A 17,704-nucleotide genomic window follows, 5' to 3' on the forward strand; every position below is an offset into this window, starting at 1 on the left:
GAAACCCGAAGGATGAATTTTCAGGAATTCATTCTCCGGGTTTTCTTCATTTCTTCTTATTTTCCGTAGTAGGCGTTGAGATACATTTCCTTGATTTCACGGATCAGAGGATATCTTGGGTTTGCCCCTGTGCACTGGTCGTCGAAGGCCTGAGAGGACATGTCATCCAGAGAGCTCAGGAATTTCTTTTCGGATACGCCCAGTTCCTGTATGGTGGATGGGATATCCAGTTTCTTCTTCAGTTCATCCAGGGCATCAATGAGAAGCTCGATTTTTTCTTCGTCGGTATTTCCGCCAAGTCCGAGATAGTCCGCGATTCTTGCATATCGGAAGGTGATGTTCGGGTACTTGTACTGGGGGAATGCCGCCATCTTCACTGGGCTTTCCTCCGCATTGAAACGGACCACTTCATCAATGAGCATGGCATTGGCAAGCCCGTGGGATACATGATGGAAGGCACCAAGCTTATGGGCCATGGAGTGGCAGACACCCAGGAAAGCATTGGCGAAGGCCATACCTGCCATGGTGGATGCATGCGCCATCTTCTCTCTGGCTTTTTCATTGGTTTCTCCTTCCGTGTAGCAGAGCGGAAGGTACTTGAAGATGAGACGGATGGCTTCCAGAGCCAGACCGTTGGTGTATTCCGAAGCCAGAACAGAAACATAGGCTTCCATGGCGTGGACCAGAGCATCGAATCCTGATGCTGCGGTGAGGCCTTTGGGAATCTTCATCATCAGTTCCGTGTCGATGATGGCCATATCCGGTGTCAGCTCATAGTCTGCCAGGGGATATTTGACGCCGGTCTTCTCGTCGGTGATGACGGCGAAAGGTGTCACTTCAGAACCTGTTCCTGACGTGGTGGGCACAGCGATGAAGGTGGCTTTCTCTCCAAGCTTCGGGAAGGGATAGATTCTCTTTCTGATATCCATGAAGCGCATGGCCAGGTCTTCGAAACGGACTTCCGGATGCTCGTACAGGGTCCACATGATTTTCGCCGCATCCATGGGGGAGCCGCCACCCAGAGCGATGATCACATCAGGGTTGTAGCTCTGCATCTCCTCCGCTCCTTTCTTCGCTGTGGCCAGAGTCGGATCCGGTTCCACATCGGTGAAGATGCGAAAGTCGATGTCCTGCTCTTCCAGTACACGGATCATCTGATTGCAGTAGCCCAGATCATAGAGCACTTTATCGGTGACGATGTAGGCTTTCTTTTTCTTCAGGTCTTTCAGCTCTTTCAGAGCGATTTCAAGTGCACCGTATTTGAAGTAGATCTTTTCTGGAACCCTGAACCAAAGCATGTTCTCTCTCCTCTCTGCTACCGTCTTGATGTTCAGAAGGTGCTTCACACCCACATTCTCACTGACTGAGTTTCCGCCCCAGCTTCCGCAGCCCAGGGTAAGAGAAGGTGCCAGTCTGAAATTGTAGATGTCTCCGATGGCGCCTTGGGAAGAAGGCATGTTGATGATGGTTCGTCCTGTCTTCATGCGGTTTCCGAAAGCTTCCATACGATCTTTGGAGCGGAGCTGGTCGGTATAGAGAACGGACGTATGTCCGAAGCCGCCAAGCTTCACCAGTGCATCGGCTTTCTCCAGGGCGTCCGGAAAATCAGAAGCTATGTACATGCCGAGAATGGGCGATAGCTTCTCGTGGGCGAAGGGCTCTTCCTCTGTGATGCTTTCCACTTCTCCGATGAGCACCTTGCTGTTTTCTGGAATCTCTAGGCCTGCAAGGGAAGCGATGGTGAAAGCGCTCTGACCTACGATGTCCGCGTTGATGGTTCCGTTTTTCAGAATGATCTTTCGAATAGTCTCGGTTTCCTCCTGAGACAGAAGGTAGGCTCCTCTTTCCGAGAGCTCTTTCTTCACGGCTTCATAAACCTCATCCACCACGATGATGGACTGCTCTGAAGCGCAGATGACACCATTGTCAAAGGTCTTGGAAAGAAGAATGGAGCTCACGGCCATCTTGATATGGGCGGTCTCATCGATGATGGCCGGCGTATTTCCCGCTCCGACACCAATGGCTGGTTTCCCGGAGGAGTAGGCGGCTTTCACCATACCGGGGCCACCGGTGGCAAGGATGATGTCGGAAGAGGACATGACCTTCTGGGTCATCTCCAGGGATGGCTTATCGATCCATCGGATGATGCCTTCTGGTGCACCTGCCTTCACAGCGGCATCCAGTATGACTTTCGCTGCGGCGATGGTGGATTTCTTTGCTCGGGGATGTGGAGAAAAGATGATGGCATTTCTTGTCTTTAAGGCGAGAAGCGCTTTGAAGATGGTGGTGGAGGTGGGGTTTGTGGTTGGAATCACCGCCGCCACTACACCGATGGGCTCGGCGATCTTGACCAGACCAAAGGAATCATCTCTTTCTATGACACCGCAGGTCTTATCGTTTCTGTACTGATTGTAGATGTATTCAGAGGCGAAGTGGTTCTTGATGACCTTGTCTTCTACAATGCCCATGCCTGTTTCTTCAACAGCCATTCTGGCTAGGGGAATTCTATGGTTGTTTGCAGCCAGTGCTGCCTGTCTGAAGATTTCATCCACCTGCTGCTGGGAGAAAGCGGCGAATTTCTGCTGCTGCGCTCTGAGGTCCTCCATGGAAATTTCCAGTTCCTCTACTGTGGTGATCGGATTCATTTTCAACACATCCTTTGTTAATTTATTGACAATAAAAGCATAGCATCGGAAAAATGAAGAGTCAATGGAATCTCTCAAAATATTGTTATAAAAATAACATAATTATGATAAATGCAGAATAAAACGGTTTCAAATTTTAAAAATCAATAAATTGAATGAAAAATACAGTGAACTTGAAATCGTGAAATCTTCTTTGCATCTAGAAAAATGGAGAAAATCTACCTGAAAAATCATAAATAATGTTAATTAAATAACAATATAGAGTCAAATGACAGTTTCAAAATAATAGCCGTGTATGCTGATAATCTGATAACTTCATGATGCGATGAGGAACATGGATGGAGTGATGATGGAGCTTCTTCCGTGGGCGTGGGATACGGGATTTCGCCTGTATGGAGCTAAATATAGAGAGAAACCGGTGAAAAGAGTCTGAACAGAGTATTATTTTTTCGTGATGCTCTTGTCTTCATGGGATGACCTCTATATACTTTCCTATCGTGCAAAGAATTGTACGGTAAAAAATGCATATCTGGAGGAATTTAAACATGAAGCATATAGATCAGATCATTACACTGATGGACAAAGCCAAAAAGGAGAATCCGCTGGTGGATTTTCTTATCAACTATGTCACCGCCAATGAACTCACCAGCATCACATCCTATTTCGGAGGAACACCTGTGATGACCGATGACCCCATTGATGCGGCTGAAGTGGTGGAGTTTGCCAAGGTCGATGCCCTGGTGTTCAACATCGGAACCGTGACCAACAAGCAGGTGAACGCCATGATTGAAGCAGGAAAGAAGGCTACGGAACTGGGAGTACCCATCATTCTTGATCCGGTGGCTGCAGGAGCGACACCTTTCAGGTCCGCTTCCATCAGAAGAATGCTGGAGGAGCTGAAGATTTCGGTCATCAAGGGAAACCTGGCAGAAGTCAAGGCATGCCTTGGGGTGGAAACCACATCCAAGGGCGTGGATTCCAATGAGGATGAATCGGAAGCGGAGAAGTATGTGGTGGCTCTGGCAAGAAAGTACAACTGCGTAGTAGCCATGACGGGGATTGAAGATGTGATCAGTGATGGAAATCGTGTAGCACGCATCAGAAACGGATCGGAAAACCTGCCTAAGGTCATCGGTACCGGATGCACCATCGGCGCTCTGGTGGGCACCTTCAGCGGTGTCACAGAGGATTATTTCTACAGTGCCATGACAGGCGTCATCATCATGGGTATTGCAGGAGAAATTGCCGATACCATGAGAGAAAAGGGAGACGGATATTACACCTACAAGCATCATCTGCTGGATACCCTTTCCATTCTGACCAATGAACAGGTAAGAGAAAGAGCGGATATCGTGGATGTGGCCTATGAGGAACTGGCTGTTTAGGAGGATGAAATGAAACTGAAGGAAGAGATGAGAAAACTCTATGGATTGAAGTTTGAGGAAAGGTATCCTCTGGTCTGTTTTCTGACCAATTATGTCACGGTTCTGGACCTGGTGGATATGTGCATCCATTCCGGAGGGTCACCCGTGCTGACGGATGAGATCTCGGAAGCCCATGAAATGGTGGAGTATTCAGGCTCTGATGCTGTGGTGATGAATTTCGGCACCATTAACCGCGAATATCTGGATATCATGACCCTGACGGGGATTACCGCCAACAGGGCAGGTGTTCCGGTGATTCTGGACCCGGCTGCCATCACGGCCTCTTCCTTCAGAAAATATGCCATCAGTCATCTGCTGGAAAATGTGAAGGTTTCGATACTGAAGGGGAACCTGGGTGAAATCAAGTTTATTCTGGGGTATGACACGAAGAACAAGGGAATCGACTCCTTTGAAGATGAAAAAGACGGAGAGAAGTACTGCATCGAACTGGCAAAGAAGCTGAATACCGTGGTGGTCATGACAGGAAAGACGGATATCATCACGGACGGAGAAAGAGTGGCCAGGGTTTCCAACGGGAATGCAAGACTCAAGAAAATCTGCGGAGCCGGTTCTTCGGTGGCCTCTATCATGGCGACTTACTCCGGGCTCACGAAGGACTACTTCCTGAGTGCCACCTTAGGTGCTGCGGTCATGGGTGTGGCTTCGGAAATTGCGGAAGAGAGAATGAAGGAGGAAGACGGCATCAGGACATTCAAATCCTATGTTCATGATGCGGTTTCCATGCTGAGTCTGGATGAGCTCATGAAAAGGGTGCATGTGGAAGGTTAATCATGAAATGCGGTCATAAACAGGAGAGAAGAGGTTTATGGCCGCAGTTTCCTCTGATTTTTTTCCGATTTGGAATCTCAGGCCGTTGCAAAATTCTTCAGAATACACTAAGATATATGAGTACGAGTTAATACGCTACTATGGCTCAGTCGGTAGAGCAGCTGATTCGTAATCAGCAGGTCGGCGGTTCGATTCCGCCTAGTAGCTCCAATAAGTATAAGCAATGATTTGATGATTCAAGTCATTGCTTTTTTTAATTAAGAATAAAGTAAATCAGCTGATTTTTAATACATACTAGTAATATCATTTGAAAGAAGATTCACACCAGAAATTCAGGTGAATTCATATAATGACTATCAATATATCCTTAATTGAATATATTGATAGTTTCCCAGAAGCAGGATATGTGGTAAAATTTCTTTAAATTCAGATAATTTAAAAGGGGGAAATAATATTGAAATCAAAAGAATTAGCTTTATCCATCATTCTAAATGCCTTTTTAGGGTACTTATGGATAGTATTCATTGACCACATTGTTAGCGTGGCAAATTCAATGGAGAACACTTTCATTGTTGGTGGACTGCTCATTTTAATTGGAACGGCTTTGTTTTGGGAAATTGTAAACAGGGTAACTCCTTTTAACGAGTACAAAATTACTCATCCAGTTAAATTAGCAGGAGTTATTTCCTTCGGGTTAGTGGTCTTTGTAAATTTTTTCGTCTTGAATCTAATCTAAATAACCACGGAAGTTTTCAACAAGTTGAACAAACTGATTTTCAACAAACGAATATCAGTATTTGCTCAACTTGTTTTTCATATGCTTAGTTTTCCTATTTGAAGCAACGAAACCAGTAGAAGTAGTTACCAAGTATTTAGTAGTCACGTCTAGAAAAATTTCCATTCAATATTCCATACGCCTATAAGAGTAATTAAGGCGTTGTACGTGGAATATGCATTTTTTTGACATAAACGTACTTACTCATCATAAGATATTTTCAGTTAAGTCAGAAATAGTGTCAGAAATATCTTCATTTAAGCTAATATATATAGTAAAGAAAGAATTTTGCAAAGTAGGTGTATTCCAGTTGTCGGATCGCGAATTGATGAAGCTTCTTGAAAAGAATCCCGATGCAGGCATCGATGAGATGATGACTTTGTACATGGGCATGGTCTACAATATTGTGAAGAACAGAATATCCGCTTTCTCCACAAAGGAGGATGTGGAGGAATGTGTGATTGATGTATTTCATGAGATCTACAGGCAGAGAAAAGCAATTGATCTTGGAAAAGGTTCCATTAAAGGATATATTGCGGTGATTGCAAAGCGAAAAGCCATTGGTCTGTATAGAAGCAGAAATGAAAAGGAGAGTTCCTCGGTGTCATTCGAAGAAACGTACATCAGTCCTATGGAATGCGGTCATTCGGGAATTGAGGATGCTCTGATCGAGAAAGAACATACAGCGGAAATCCTAAGCCTGATAAAGACCTTAGGAGAACCGGACAGTGAGATTCTCATACGAAAGTACTATTTCAGACAGAGCACCAGATCCATAGCCCATGAAATGGGCATCAGAGAAAATACTGTAGACAAGAAAGTGTCCAGAGGACGGAATAAGTTGAGAAAACTGCTGGGAGGGAATGATAATGGATGAAAGAATAAGCAGTGTCCTGGATGAGCTGGATGAAAAAGAGACATCGGATCTTCTGAGTGGAGAAATGGAGTTTCCTATAGACGAGTTCACAAGAAGAAGAATCGCTTCTTCTGTGAAAAAGAGAACCAGTGGAGAAAGAAAAGCCCTGAGAAACTTCAAGGGGATTGGGGGAGTGGCAGCTTCGTTTATGGTGATGGCATTTCTGGCTCTCTTTTCTTTCGGTGAGAAGGACCTTGTTGATACAATGAGAAAAGTCATGGAATACATTCCCGGTTATGGTGTGACAAGTTCTGTAGAAGGCCTTGGAGAAGACATACCAAAGCAGGTGCTGGATCTGGTGGAGAACCTGAGAACAGGACATAGTCTCACAAAGGAGAAGTATTCCATCGGTGAGAAGGGATATAAGGTGAACTATATCGGAGAGATTGACCTTAGCAGGAACTATGAGTCCATGAACCAGATCATGGAAGAGAAAGAAGAGTGGCTCTTCATTGTGGAAGACAAGGGGGAATCACACTACAGTATTCTCATCGGAAAAGACCGGGGCAGATACACTGTCTTGATGTCTGGAGGAGCCGCAGAAATGTTCTATCATAGCTTGTCTCTTGCTGATCCGGATCGATCTGGTGAAATTGACCTCCTTTTCTATGGAGGCGACCAGTACCTGATCAATGAAAGAGCTATGGTCTATCAGATTCCAGCCACTAGAATGGATTATGAAAGGAATCCGGATATATTCGACAGACCGCTTGATGAGAAGATCTGTCTGGAGCTGATTCAGCTAAACTATGAAGAATCGCTGAAGAGTAAGCCGCCGTATCAGTTTGGATCCATCGGGCTTATGGAGCAGCATCATGAAATGAATGTGAATTGACAGGGCTGTTTTGAAATAGCTGAATATCCATCTGCATTAAGCAAAGAGATTCAGTGTGTTTATATTATATAAAAGCCGTTTCGAAACTATCTTACATAGTTTGAAACGGCATTCTCTATTTCTGAAACTGATCATTTCGAATCATTTCAAGAAATGCTTTCCCTGCAGGTGTAATGTGTTTCTTTCGATGATAGACAATATGAATCTCCCGATCTAAATTCAGGTTCTGGATTTCGAGAGTTCGGACTAGACCTGCCATCCTTTCCACCTCAACAGATTTTTCGGACATGATTGAGATACCAACATTATGACAGATTGCCTGTTTTATGGCCTCCTGATTGTTGATGATGATCATATTTGGGAAATCCAAAGGATGAAGTTTATCATCCAGAAATCTGCTTAAGGAGGAATGGGTGTCCTTCATGATAAAGGGATATTTCTTAAGCTCACTGACGTGACAGGATTTTTGAGCTGCTAAAGGATGTTCATAAGGTACAACAAGGACCATATGATCTAAACAGAATGGTTCAGTTACGTATTGAGATGAATCTAAATGAACATAGTGTGAAAGAAAACCAAATTCGATCTCATGTTTCTGCAGCTTCTCAAACAGTTTCTTCGAAGATGATATGGTCATATTCAGTTTGATATTGGGATAGGAATTTTGATATATACTGAGCATTCTTGGCATCAGGTATACACCAATGAAATTAGTCGCACCAAAAAATAAGGTTCCGTTCTTTAAATCGTCCAACTGTTTCAGAAGTTCCTTGGAATTATCTGCAAGTTTGACCATTTCTTCAGCAAATTGCATGAAGTACTCACCCTGTAAGGTTAATGAAATATTATTTCTGGATCTATTGAATAAGGGAACTTGAAGTTCATTTTCCAGACTCTCGATCTGTTTGCTTATAGCAGGCTGACTTAAATAGAGCAATTCAGCAGTTTCAGAAAAACTTCTGCACTCTGCTAGAGTAAGGAATGATTTCAGTTTTTGAATATCCATGGAACACCTCCAGTCTTTGTATAACAAATCGTTATACAAAGTGTAATTAAATAGAATTGTGTTATAACGTTATCATATCTACAATGAAATCACAAGAATATTATTGAAAGGATGTGTAGTTTTGGAGAAAAAAAATACTGTAAAGAAAAATGGAGACAGAATGAAAGGGATCATAGGTGCAGTGCTCGCTGTGGCTGTGCTGATGTTTTTTGTTCTCGCTCCAACAATGGAAGGTATCACTGTAGAAGGTCAAAGAGCGATGGGGATATTTCTGTTTGCCTTGATCATGTGGGTCGCACGACCGATTCCAATTTATCAGACGTCTATCATTGCCATACTCATACTGCCACTTCTGAATGTGGTAGAAGATCAGGAAGTGGCATTTGGTACGTTGGGATTTGATATTATATGGCTGATGGTGGCTGCATTTGTACTATCTTCTGCTATTAACCATACCAATCTTGGTAAACGTTTAGCGCTCACACTGGTAACAAAGTTAGGTACAACGCCTAAAGGAACATTAGCCGCTTTTATGCTGGCGAACTTCCTGGTGGCTTTTCTAGTCCCTTCCACTACAGCAAGAGCAGCGCTTTTTGTTCCGCTTGTACTGGTATTGCTGGAGGTCTATAAGCAGATACCAGGAGAGAGCAAGCTGGGTAAACTTATGACGTTACAAGGAGTCCAGAATAACGCATTTGCGACTTCAATGGTCATGACCGCCACTTCAGCTCAAGTGCTGGCAATAGGTTTCATCAACCAGATGACTGGAGCAAGAATGGGGTATATGGAATGGCTGATGGGCTCTATTCCTCAAGCCATATTCAGTGCGATTGTAATGTTCTTCATCGGATATAAAATCTATAAAGTGAAAAATTCACTGGATGGTCTCACAGAGTCAAAAGAAATTCTGAAGAGGCAGCTGAAAGAACTTGGACCTATATCAGATAAGGAAAAAAGAGCTGCACTCATATTTGCTTTTACCATACTTTCATGGGCAACAGGCAATTATCAGGAATCCTGGTTTGGATTCGAAATCAGTACTGAACAGACAGCCGTCATCAGTATGCTCCTATGTCTACTTCCAGGTATTGGTGTTCTGGAATGGAAACAGGCGGATATCAAGTGGGACCTGATGGTCTTCTCAGCAGGTGCCTATGCCGTAGGAAATGCGTTTAATGATACGGGTGGAGCAGGATGGATGATTGGTGGCCTGGTGGAAAAGTTCGGGCTGGAGAGTATGAATCACAGTCTGGTAGCGCTCATACTGATTTTTACTACAGTGTTTAGTCATATGGTTTTCACCAGTAAAACTGTAAGAACAACGATTCTTATTCCAACGATCATAACATTGGCTCAGACAATAGGCATGGATCCAGTACCAATAGCGATGGCCTGTTCTTTTGGCATTGCTTATACGATAACGCTAGTTCCACACTCAAAAGTAAATGCTCTGTATTTCGGAACCGGATACTTCACAGTGACCGATCAGCTTAAGCTAGGATTGCTGGCTTGTGCGGTAGGTTCAGTAGGGATATCACTTACATATTTTACTTGGCTGCAGTTTCTGTATTGATTAAAGATAGGTGATGCCAGGAGGAGATAACATGAAAAGAAAAATAATACTAGCTGTTGCAGATGGAATTGGAGATCGTCCATGTGAAGAGCTTAATGGAATGACACCATTAGAGTTTGCTCATACTCCTAATATGGATAGATATGCAAAAGATGGAGCCACGGGCTTAGTTGATATTCTCAGTCCAGGCGTACCTGTTGGAACCGATTTGGGTCATATGATTCTATTTGGATTCCAGCCTGATGATTATCCAGGAAGAGGACCAATTGAAGCAGCAGGAGCAGGAATATGGCTGATGGCTGGTGATGTAGCGCTACGGTGCAATTTTGCAACAGTCGATGAGGACTTGAATGTTGTGGATAGGAGAGCAGGGAGAATCAGAAAGGATACTTCACAGCTGGCTGAAGCGATCAATGGGCAGGAGATAGAGGGTGTTCAGATCTTATTTAAAGAAGCCACTGAACATAGATGCGTACTTGTACTTCGTGGCCATGGATTAAGTTCAAACATCAGTGATTCGGACCCTAAAATAATCGATGGGATAACACCATCTCTTCTATCAGAAGCTATGGATGAGTCTGATGCGGCAGTAAAGACCGCAAGGGTTCTGAACAAGTTCATTCTTCAAGCACATAACATATTAAAAGACCATCCGATAAACAAAAAGCGAATAGCAGAAGGTTTACTGCCAGCGAACTTTCTATTGCTTAGAGGTGCAGGGCAAATGCCTGAACTGACTCCCATTTCAGAAAAATATGGATTTAAGGGAGCTTGCGTAGCTGCTGAAGGGACGGTTCTAGGTGTTGCGCGAATTGCAGGTTATGATACCTATACGCACGAGAACTTAACAGGAAACCTGGATACTGATATTGAAATGAAAGCCAGATTAATCAAGGAAGCCCTTAAATACAACGAGTTTGTTGCAGTCAATGTAAAAGCTCCTGATCTGATGGGGCATGATAATAAACCGAAAGAAAAAGCGAAAGCAATTGAAATGTTTGATCACCTTTTTGATTATTTTCTTCCTGAAGATATGGAGAATACCATTCTTGCTGTTCTTGGAGATCATTCTACACCTTGTGAGCGAGGCGAACACAGTGGTGATCCGGTGCCTCTGTTACTTTATGGAAGCGGGATAAGAAAGGACAGATCGAATAGATATGGAGAATTGGAATGCAGCCATGGAGGCAATGGACGAATAAAGGGGACAGAGCTGATACAGACCCTATTTGACTATATGGAAAAAACGAAAAAACAGGGTAATTGATGTAGAGGTAAAGTTACTTGAGTAAAGACTGTAGTAATCAAAGCAATAATAAATGAGCTCAGAGAGCCAGTGCTTGCACTGGTTCTCTGAGCTATAATGGTGTTTCTTCAATAGGATGAAATTTCCATTGCCTGTGAATTATTCTGTCTGACTTCTTTTCATCCATGAAGATATTACTTATATGATGAGGTTATAGAGATTATCGACAGATTGTTCTTATCATTTACACGAACATTGGTTATAATGTAAGCAGTGAAGAGCGTAACGAATGTAATCTGAGCTGAGTAGTATAATATAAGGTGCTTCAGCGAGGGAGATTCAGGTCATAAAGTCGGAGACGACAGACTGACGAGGAGGAAAAAATGAAGTTTTCAGGATTGAAGGAATATGTATATCATGAACTGAAGAAGAAGCTGATCAGCAATGTGATCAGTCCAGGTGAAAGAATATATGAAGAAGTCATCGCAGAGGAGCTGGAGGTCAGCAGGACACCTGTGAGAGAAGCCATCAATCAGCTGGTGGCGGAAGGATTTGTAGAGAACAGGCCCAGAAAAGGGGTCTTTGCCGCGGTGATTTCAAAAAATGAACTGGCCAAGATGCTGGATGTGAGAATTGCTCTTGAAAGCCTTGCCATCAGGCTCGCCTGTGAAAAGATCAGTGAAGAGCAGATCGAGGAACTGGAAGAGATCATGAAGAATCTGGAGAAAATGCTGAGAAAGAAAGATTTCATCCAGGCCAGTCAGTGGGACAGTAAGATTCATCGGTATATTGCAGAGGTAGCGGACAATAAGAAGCTTTCCTCCTATATTAATGATATTCAGGACGTTTTCGCCTATACAAGAGGGTACAACATCAAATGGACAGACAAGAAGGTGGAGCGGTCTATAGAAGAACACCGAAAGATTGTGGAAGCCATAGCCAACAAAGATGAAGAGCGGGCCATCGGAATCGTCAGAAAAGACATTGAATCTATGAGAGAATATCTGAGCGAAGTAGAATAGAAAATCCATCAGGATGCACATGAGTGGCATCCTTTTTTTATGGGTCAAAAATTGAACATAAATATCAGAATTCTTGATTCAATAACTGAAATCGAATAATTTCTGAGAAATTTCATTGAAAAGGTTTGCGGAATTGAAAGATTCATGTATAATAGCAGTAGATTATAAAGTATACATTATACATTATAATTTATAAGTTGATTAAAATGGGTAGACGGGAAGTGCATGAAGTGAAAATATCAGGGTTGAAGGAATTTGTCTACCATGAGCTGAAGAAGAAGCTCATGAGTAGCAGTATCAGACAGGGTGAGCGGATCTGGGAAGAGGAGATCGCAAAGGAATTCGGCGTCAGCAGAACACCTGTGAGAGAAGCAATCAACAGGCTGATTGCGGAAGGGTTTGTGGAAAACAGGCCAAGAAAAGGAATATTCGCAGCGGAAATATCGAAAGAGGAGCTGCTGAAGATGCTGGATATCCGAATCGTTCTGGAAGAGCTGTCTGTTAGGATGTGCTGCTTTCTGATCAGTGATGAGGAAGTGGAAGAGCTGAAAAGCATCTATCAGGAGTTCAGTCTGAAGCTTAGAGGCGGAGATTACGGAAAGGCCAGTGAGCTGGACAGTAAACTTCATAAGTTCATTGCTCAGGTATCCGATAACCAGAAGCTCATAGAATATATAGATGATATTCAGGATTTCTTCGCCTACACACGTACAGGCGTTGTGCACTGGACAGAGAAGAAAGTGGAAAGATCTCTGAAAGATCATTATGAACTGGTTGAAGCCATCTCCAGAAGAGATGAGGCGAAAGCCATGAAGTTCATACTTCAGGATATTGAAGCCATGAGAAAACTGCTCAGTTCCTATGAAGAACTGGCTGAAATAATTTAGGGATAGGAGAGAAAAGCATGAGGTTATGTTATCAGGTGGCGACACCGGATGTGAAGATAGACGATTCCGTGACAGCGTATCAGGGACCTCTGGAGAAAAGCTTCAAGGATCTGTCGGCGCTGGGATATGACGGGGTAGAGCTTATGACGCTGAACCCGAAGGAGCTTGACTGGGAAGAGGTAAAGAGTCTTCTTGAGAAGTATCATCTCAAAGCCGCTCTGGTCTGCACGGGGGAGATCTTCGGCCAGCTGAAGCTCAGCTATACGGATCCGGATGCGGAAATCAGGAAAGAAGCCATCAGGCGCACAAAAGAAATCATCGATTTTGCAGGTTTTCTGGGTTCAGACATCAACATCGGAAGAATCAGAGGACAGTACAATAAGGTCTTATCCAGAAAGGAAACCTGGGACCTGGCGGTGGCCGCGTTCAAAGAGATCAGCATCTATGCACAGGAGAAAAAGGTCAGAATCGCACTGGAGACTGTGACGATCATGCAGACCAATTTCATCAATACACTGGAAGAAGGACTTCAGATGGTGAAGGATGTGGATGAGGAAAACTTCAGACTCATGATGGATATCTTCCATCTGAATCTGGAAGAGAAAGACATCTACGATGCCATAAGAGCCTACAAGGACTATAACATCCATGTGCATCTGGCGGATAACAACAGACGCTATCCAGGACACTGTGGTCTGGATTTTGAAAAAATCATCAGGACATTCAGAGAATGCGGGTATGACGGAACCTACTCCACGGAGATCTTTCAGATTCCCGATCAGGAAGTGGCAGCCAGAGAGTCCATACGGCACCTGAGACCCATACTGAATGCCGTATATCAGAAATAGAAGGAACAAAGGAGGAAAGAAAGGAAATGACGGAAGAAAAAGTACTGGAACTGAAAGAACGGACCCTGAAGTTCAGAAATGATCTTGTGGATATTCTGCATCATATACAGACGGGACACCCAGGTGGTTCCCTATCTGCAGCGGAAATCATCACAACACTATACTTTGACAAGCTGAATATCGATCCGGAAAATCCGAAGGCGGAGGGGAGAGACCGGTTCATCCTGTCGAAAGGACACGCCTGCCCCATGCTCTACATCAACATGGCGGAAAGAGGGTTCTTCCCCAAGGAGGATCTCATGACGCTGAGGCAGACCGACAGTCATCTGCAGGGACATCCCTGTGCGCATAAGACGCCTGGCGTTGAGCTTTCAGCAGGTCCTCTTGGACTTGGACTTGGTGCAGGTCTTGGCATGGCCCTTGGTGAAAGAATGAAGAAAAGTGATGCCTATACCTATGTGCTCCTGGGAGACGGAGAGGTTCAGGAGGGTGGAATATGGGAAGCGGCCATGGCAGCTTCCAAATACAAGACCAATCGCCTCATCGCGATTCTGGATAACAATGGTGTCCAGCTGGATGGTACCTTGGAAGAGATTATGACCATCGGAGACATCGGTTCGAAATTCGAATCCTTCGGCTGGAATGTGATCCGCTGTGACGGACATGACATCGCCTCCTTCTCCAATGCGGTGGATGAAGCAAAGATGTCGGAAGAAAGACCCAGCATCATCATCGCAGAAACCGTAAAAGGAAAAGGCGTCTCCTTTATGGAAGGAAAGAACATCTGGCATGGCAAGCCCATCGGACCAGAGGAATACAAGAAAGCGAAAATGGAACTGGGAGGGCAGAATTAATGGGAAAGATGATCGCAATACGTGATGCTTATGGTGAAGCCCTGCAGGACCTTGGCAGAAGAAATGAGAAGATCGTGGTACTGGAAGCGGATGTAGGGGGGTCCACCAAGAGCATTCTTTTCGGAAAGGAATTTCCTGATAGATACTTCAATGTGGGCATCAGCGAATTCAATATGGTTTCCATGTCCACAGGATTTGCAACCCAGGGGTTCACTCCTTTTGTGAATACATTTGCAGTATTCATGACCACCCGCGGGATCGATCCCATCCAGACACTCATCGCCTATGATTCCATGAACGTGAAGCTGTGTGGAACCTATGCAGGACTATCTGACTCCTATGATGGTGCAAGTCATCAGGCCATCACCGACATGGCCTTCATACGATCCATACCGAACATGACCATCGTCTCTGTCAGTGATGCTGTGGAAACGAAGAAAGCGGTGGAAGCCATTTCCGAGTTTGACGGTCCAGTGTATCTGAGACTGAGTAGAGCAGCAGCGCCTGTATATTTTGATGAGTCCTATGATTTCAGGATCGGTCAGGGTGTAGAGGTGAGAGATGGAGAAGATGTGACACTCATCGCCACAGGAACCATACTGCACAATACTCTGAAAGCGGCAGAGCTTCTAAAAGAAGAAGGCATCAGCGCAAAGGTGCTGAATATTCATACGGTGAAACCCATCGATGAGAAGATCCTCATCGATGCAGCGGAACAGACCGGTGCAGTGGTGACCGTGGAGGAACACAGCATCTATGGAGGTCTCGGCAGTGCCGTTGCGGAAGTGCTATCTGCAAAATGTCCAACACCCATGGAGTTTGTCGGGGCAACAGAGTTTGCGGAGTCCGGTGATTATGACGAGCTTCTTGAAAAATACGGATTCAGTCCCGAAGCCATCCGGGATAAGGCCAAGGAAGCCATAGCAAAGAAAAAAATATAGTTTAAAATGTGAAAAAAGTTACGGGAAGAAAGAAAGCGAGGACAAGATATGAGAGAATCTATACATAAATATTTCCAGATCGGAACCATCCAGTTCATGAGCTATGCAGGTCTGGATGTGCTGGAAAGCATAAAGACCATAGCGAAGGATGATTTCTTCGATGCTGTGGAAATCGGACAGATCAAAGACGATGCAGTAAGAGAAGAGGTAAAGAAAGTTCTAAGACAGTCCCATCTCAAGGTATGCTACGGAGCACAGCCAAGAATCCTTGGACCCAAGCTGAATCCCAATGCCATCGAGGAAGAGGAAAGAAAGAAAGCGGAAGCTACGCTCATGGAAGCGCTGGATGAAGCAAAGGAACTTGGTGCTACAGCCATAGCTTTCCTTTCAGGAAAATGGGAGAAGGAAACGAAGGATGAAGCCTATGCACAGCTTCTGAAAACCACAAGAGCAGTGTGCGACTATGCAAAGACACTGGATATGAATGTGAACCTGGAAGTATTTGATTTCGACATGGACAAAGCGGCCCTCATCGGACCAGCTCCCTATGCGGCGAAGTTTGCCCAGGATATGAGAACAACCCATGGCAACTTCGGACTGATGGTGGATCTTTCCCACTTCCCCACCACCTATGAAACGTCAAAGTTCGTCATTCAGACACTGAGACCTTACATCAGTCATTTCCATATCGGAAATGCCGTGGTGAAGGAAGGCGCTGAGGCTTATGGAGACCAGCACCCAAGATTCGGATTCCCGGACAGTGCAAACGATGTGGAAGAACTGGTTGATTTCCTGACCGTACTGAAGGAAGAAGGCTTCTTCAATGCGAAGAACCCCTATGTGCTATCCTTTGAAGTCAAGCCCTGGAAAGACGAAGATCCTGCCATCATCATGGCGAACACCAAGCGCGTACTGAGACGTGCCTGGGCACTGGTTGAAGAGTAGAAATAGGAGGAAATTGAATTGAAGATTGTAGTATTAGACGGATATACAGAAAATCCGGGAGACCTGTCCTGGGACGAACTGGCTAAGTTCGGTGAGCTTACCGTATATGACAGAACAAAAGCGGAAGATGTGGTGGCAAGAATCGGGGATGCGGAAGTGGTCTACACAAACAAGACCCCCATCACCAGAGAGACCCTTGATGCCTGCCCCAATGTGAAATTCATCAGCGTACTGGCCACAGGGTACAATGTGATCGATGTGGATGCTGCCAGAGAAAGAGGCATTCCTGTGACGAATATTCCAACTTATGGAACAGATGCTGTTTCACAGTTTGCCATCGCGCTGCTCCTTGAGATGTGCCACCACGTAGGGGAACATTCAGAAGCCGTGAAAAACGGTGAATGGACCAACAATGAAGACTGGACCTTCTGGAAGCATCCGCTCATAGAACTTGCAGGCAAGACCATGGGCATCATCGGATTCGGCAGAATCGGACAGGGTACCGGCAGAATCGCCCAGGCACTGGGCATGAAGGTTGTGGCCTACGATGCGTATAAAAGACCAGAGCTTGTAACAGATACCTGCAGATATGTGGAGCTTGATGAGCTTTTCAGCGAATCTGATTTCATCTCTCTGCACTGTCCACTATTCAAGGAAACAGAAGGAATCATCAATAAAGACAACATCGCAAAAATGAAAGATGGGGTCAAGATCATCAACACCAGCAGAGGACCTCTGATTGTGGAAGAAGATCTTAAAGATGCGCTGAACAGCGGCAAGGTAAGCGGAGCTGGTGTGGATGTGGTTTCAACAGAACCGATCAAGGCTGATAATCCCCTCCTTCAGGCGAAGAACATCTACATCACTCCACATATCGCATGGGCACCAAAGGAATCCAGACAGAGACTCATGGACATCGCCGTGGACAATCTGAGAGCATATGCTGAAGGTTCACCGATCAATGTGGTCAATCTCTAAAAATACACCGGAAAACCTGA

General features: G+C 44.7%; 16 protein-coding genes and 1 tRNA gene. 15 read left to right on the forward strand and 2 right to left on the reverse strand.

The features are described 5' to 3' along the window. Positions 1-56: 56 nt before the first annotated feature. Complete coding sequence (gene adhE, locus J3A84_RS04490; protein ID WP_281069614.1) at positions 57-2,723, reverse strand: bifunctional acetaldehyde-CoA/alcohol dehydrogenase; 2,667 nt, start codon at positions 2,721-2,723, stop codon at positions 57-59. 467 nt (positions 2,724-3,190) lie between these two features. Here adhE and thiM (J3A84_RS04495) point away from each other — a divergent pair, with 467 nt between their 5' ends. The 6 genes from thiM (J3A84_RS04495) (at position 3,191) to J3A84_RS04520 (ending at position 7,384) form a co-directional block, all read left to right on the forward strand. Continuing rightward, positions 3,191-4,030 carry a hydroxyethylthiazole kinase gene (gene thiM, locus J3A84_RS04495; RefSeq protein WP_207598821.1) on the forward strand — a complete coding sequence of 280 codons (840 nt, stop codon included), beginning with the start codon at positions 3,191-3,193 and terminating at the stop codon, positions 4,028-4,030. A 9-nt stretch (positions 4,031-4,039) separates the two neighbouring features. Beyond that, complete coding sequence (thiM, locus tag J3A84_RS04500) at positions 4,040-4,858, forward strand: hydroxyethylthiazole kinase (protein ID WP_207598822.1); 819 nt, start codon at positions 4,040-4,042, stop codon at positions 4,856-4,858. Between the two features lie 134 nt (positions 4,859-4,992). Next, positions 4,993-5,068, forward strand: a tRNA-Thr gene (locus tag J3A84_RS04505). A gap of 244 nt (positions 5,069-5,312) precedes the next feature. After that, complete coding sequence (locus tag J3A84_RS04510; protein WP_207598823.1) at positions 5,313-5,594, forward strand: hypothetical protein; 282 nt, start codon at positions 5,313-5,315, stop codon at positions 5,592-5,594. Positions 5,595-5,943: 349 nt separating this feature from the next. Then, a complete protein-coding gene (locus tag J3A84_RS04515; protein ID WP_242693994.1) occupies positions 5,944-6,510 on the forward strand; it encodes a sigma-70 family RNA polymerase sigma factor in 567 nt (188 codons plus the stop codon). Continuing rightward, on the forward strand, positions 6,503-7,384 hold the full coding sequence (locus J3A84_RS04520) for a hypothetical protein (RefSeq protein ID WP_207598824.1): 882 nt from the start codon (positions 6,503-6,505) through the stop codon (positions 7,382-7,384). Before J3A84_RS04515 ends, J3A84_RS04520 begins: the two co-directional genes overlap by 8 nt. Before the next feature lie 115 nt (positions 7,385-7,499). Here the strand turns inward: J3A84_RS04520 and J3A84_RS04525 are convergent, their stop codons facing one another. Further along, entirely contained in the window at positions 7,500-8,390 is an 891-nt protein-coding gene (locus J3A84_RS04525) for a LysR family transcriptional regulator (protein WP_207598825.1), read from the reverse strand. Positions 8,391-8,511: 121 nt separating this feature from the next. Between J3A84_RS04525 and J3A84_RS04530 the strand changes: the two genes are divergently transcribed. The 9 genes from J3A84_RS04530 to J3A84_RS04570 all read left to right on the forward strand — a co-directional run bounded on the left by J3A84_RS04530 (position 8,512) and on the right by J3A84_RS04570 (position 17,684). Continuing rightward, positions 8,512-9,963, forward strand: coding sequence for an SLC13 family permease (locus tag J3A84_RS04530; RefSeq protein ID WP_242693995.1), 1,452 nt, complete (start codon positions 8,512-8,514; stop codon positions 9,961-9,963). Positions 9,964-9,994: 31 nt separating this feature from the next. Beyond that, complete coding sequence (gene apgM / locus J3A84_RS04535; RefSeq protein ID WP_242694001.1) at positions 9,995-11,230, forward strand: 2,3-bisphosphoglycerate-independent phosphoglycerate mutase; 1,236 nt, start codon at positions 9,995-9,997, stop codon at positions 11,228-11,230. A gap of 362 nt (positions 11,231-11,592) precedes the next feature. Then, positions 11,593-12,231: a GntR family transcriptional regulator gene (locus tag J3A84_RS04540; RefSeq protein ID WP_207598827.1), complete on the forward strand. Its 639-nt coding sequence runs from the start codon at positions 11,593-11,595 to the stop codon at positions 12,229-12,231. A 230-nt stretch (positions 12,232-12,461) separates the two neighbouring features. Next, on the forward strand, positions 12,462-13,118 hold the full coding sequence (locus J3A84_RS04545; RefSeq protein WP_207598828.1) for an FCD domain-containing protein: 657 nt from the start codon (positions 12,462-12,464) through the stop codon (positions 13,116-13,118). A gap of 17 nt (positions 13,119-13,135) precedes the next feature. Then, a complete protein-coding gene (locus tag J3A84_RS04550) occupies positions 13,136-13,966 on the forward strand; it encodes a sugar phosphate isomerase/epimerase family protein (protein ID WP_207598829.1) in 831 nt (276 codons plus the stop codon). Between the two features lie 26 nt (positions 13,967-13,992). Beyond that, complete coding sequence (locus J3A84_RS04555; protein ID WP_207598830.1) at positions 13,993-14,820, forward strand: transketolase; 828 nt, start codon at positions 13,993-13,995, stop codon at positions 14,818-14,820. Continuing rightward, entirely contained in the window at positions 14,820-15,761 is a 942-nt protein-coding gene (locus J3A84_RS04560) for a transketolase family protein (RefSeq protein WP_207598831.1), read from the forward strand. Before J3A84_RS04555 ends, J3A84_RS04560 begins: the two co-directional genes overlap by 1 nt. Before the next feature lie 48 nt (positions 15,762-15,809). Continuing rightward, positions 15,810-16,706, forward strand: a complete 897-nt coding sequence (locus J3A84_RS04565; RefSeq protein WP_207598832.1) for a sugar phosphate isomerase/epimerase family protein — start codon at positions 15,810-15,812, stop codon at positions 16,704-16,706. 18 nt (positions 16,707-16,724) lie between these two features. Further along, positions 16,725-17,684: a D-2-hydroxyacid dehydrogenase gene (locus J3A84_RS04570; protein ID WP_207598833.1), complete on the forward strand. Its 960-nt coding sequence runs from the start codon at positions 16,725-16,727 to the stop codon at positions 17,682-17,684. The last annotated feature ends 20 nt before the right edge of the window (positions 17,685-17,704 follow it).

This window comes from Proteiniclasticum aestuarii (assembly GCF_017368455.1).
Lineage (GTDB): Bacteria > Bacillota > Clostridia > Clostridiales > Clostridiaceae > Proteiniclasticum > Proteiniclasticum aestuarii.

Bases quoted from the DNA above. Each gene is read 5' to 3' on its own strand.
- thiM (WP_207598821.1), top strand. From the start codon at position 3,191: ATGAAGCATATAGATCAGATCATTACACTGATGGACAAAGCCAAAAAG.
- thiM (WP_207598822.1), top strand. From the start codon at position 4,040: ATGAAACTGAAGGAAGAGATGAGAAAACTCTATGGATTGAAGTTTGAG.
- J3A84_RS04520 (WP_207598824.1), top strand. From the start codon at position 6,503: ATGGATGAAAGAATAAGCAGTGTCCTGGATGAGCTGGATGAAAAAGAG.
- J3A84_RS04525 (WP_207598825.1), bottom strand. From the start codon at position 8,390: ATGGATATTCAAAAACTGAAATCATTCCTTACTCTAGCAGAGTGCAGA.
- apgM (WP_242694001.1), top strand. From the start codon at position 9,995: ATGAAAAGAAAAATAATACTAGCTGTTGCAGATGGAATTGGAGATCGT.
- J3A84_RS04540 (WP_207598827.1), top strand. From the start codon at position 11,593: ATGAAGTTTTCAGGATTGAAGGAATATGTATATCATGAACTGAAGAAG.
- J3A84_RS04550 (WP_207598829.1), top strand. From the start codon at position 13,136: ATGAGGTTATGTTATCAGGTGGCGACACCGGATGTGAAGATAGACGAT.
- J3A84_RS04555 (WP_207598830.1), top strand. From the start codon at position 13,993: ATGACGGAAGAAAAAGTACTGGAACTGAAAGAACGGACCCTGAAGTTC.
- J3A84_RS04560 (WP_207598831.1), top strand. From the start codon at position 14,820: ATGGGAAAGATGATCGCAATACGTGATGCTTATGGTGAAGCCCTGCAG.
- J3A84_RS04565 (WP_207598832.1), top strand. From the start codon at position 15,810: ATGAGAGAATCTATACATAAATATTTCCAGATCGGAACCATCCAGTTC.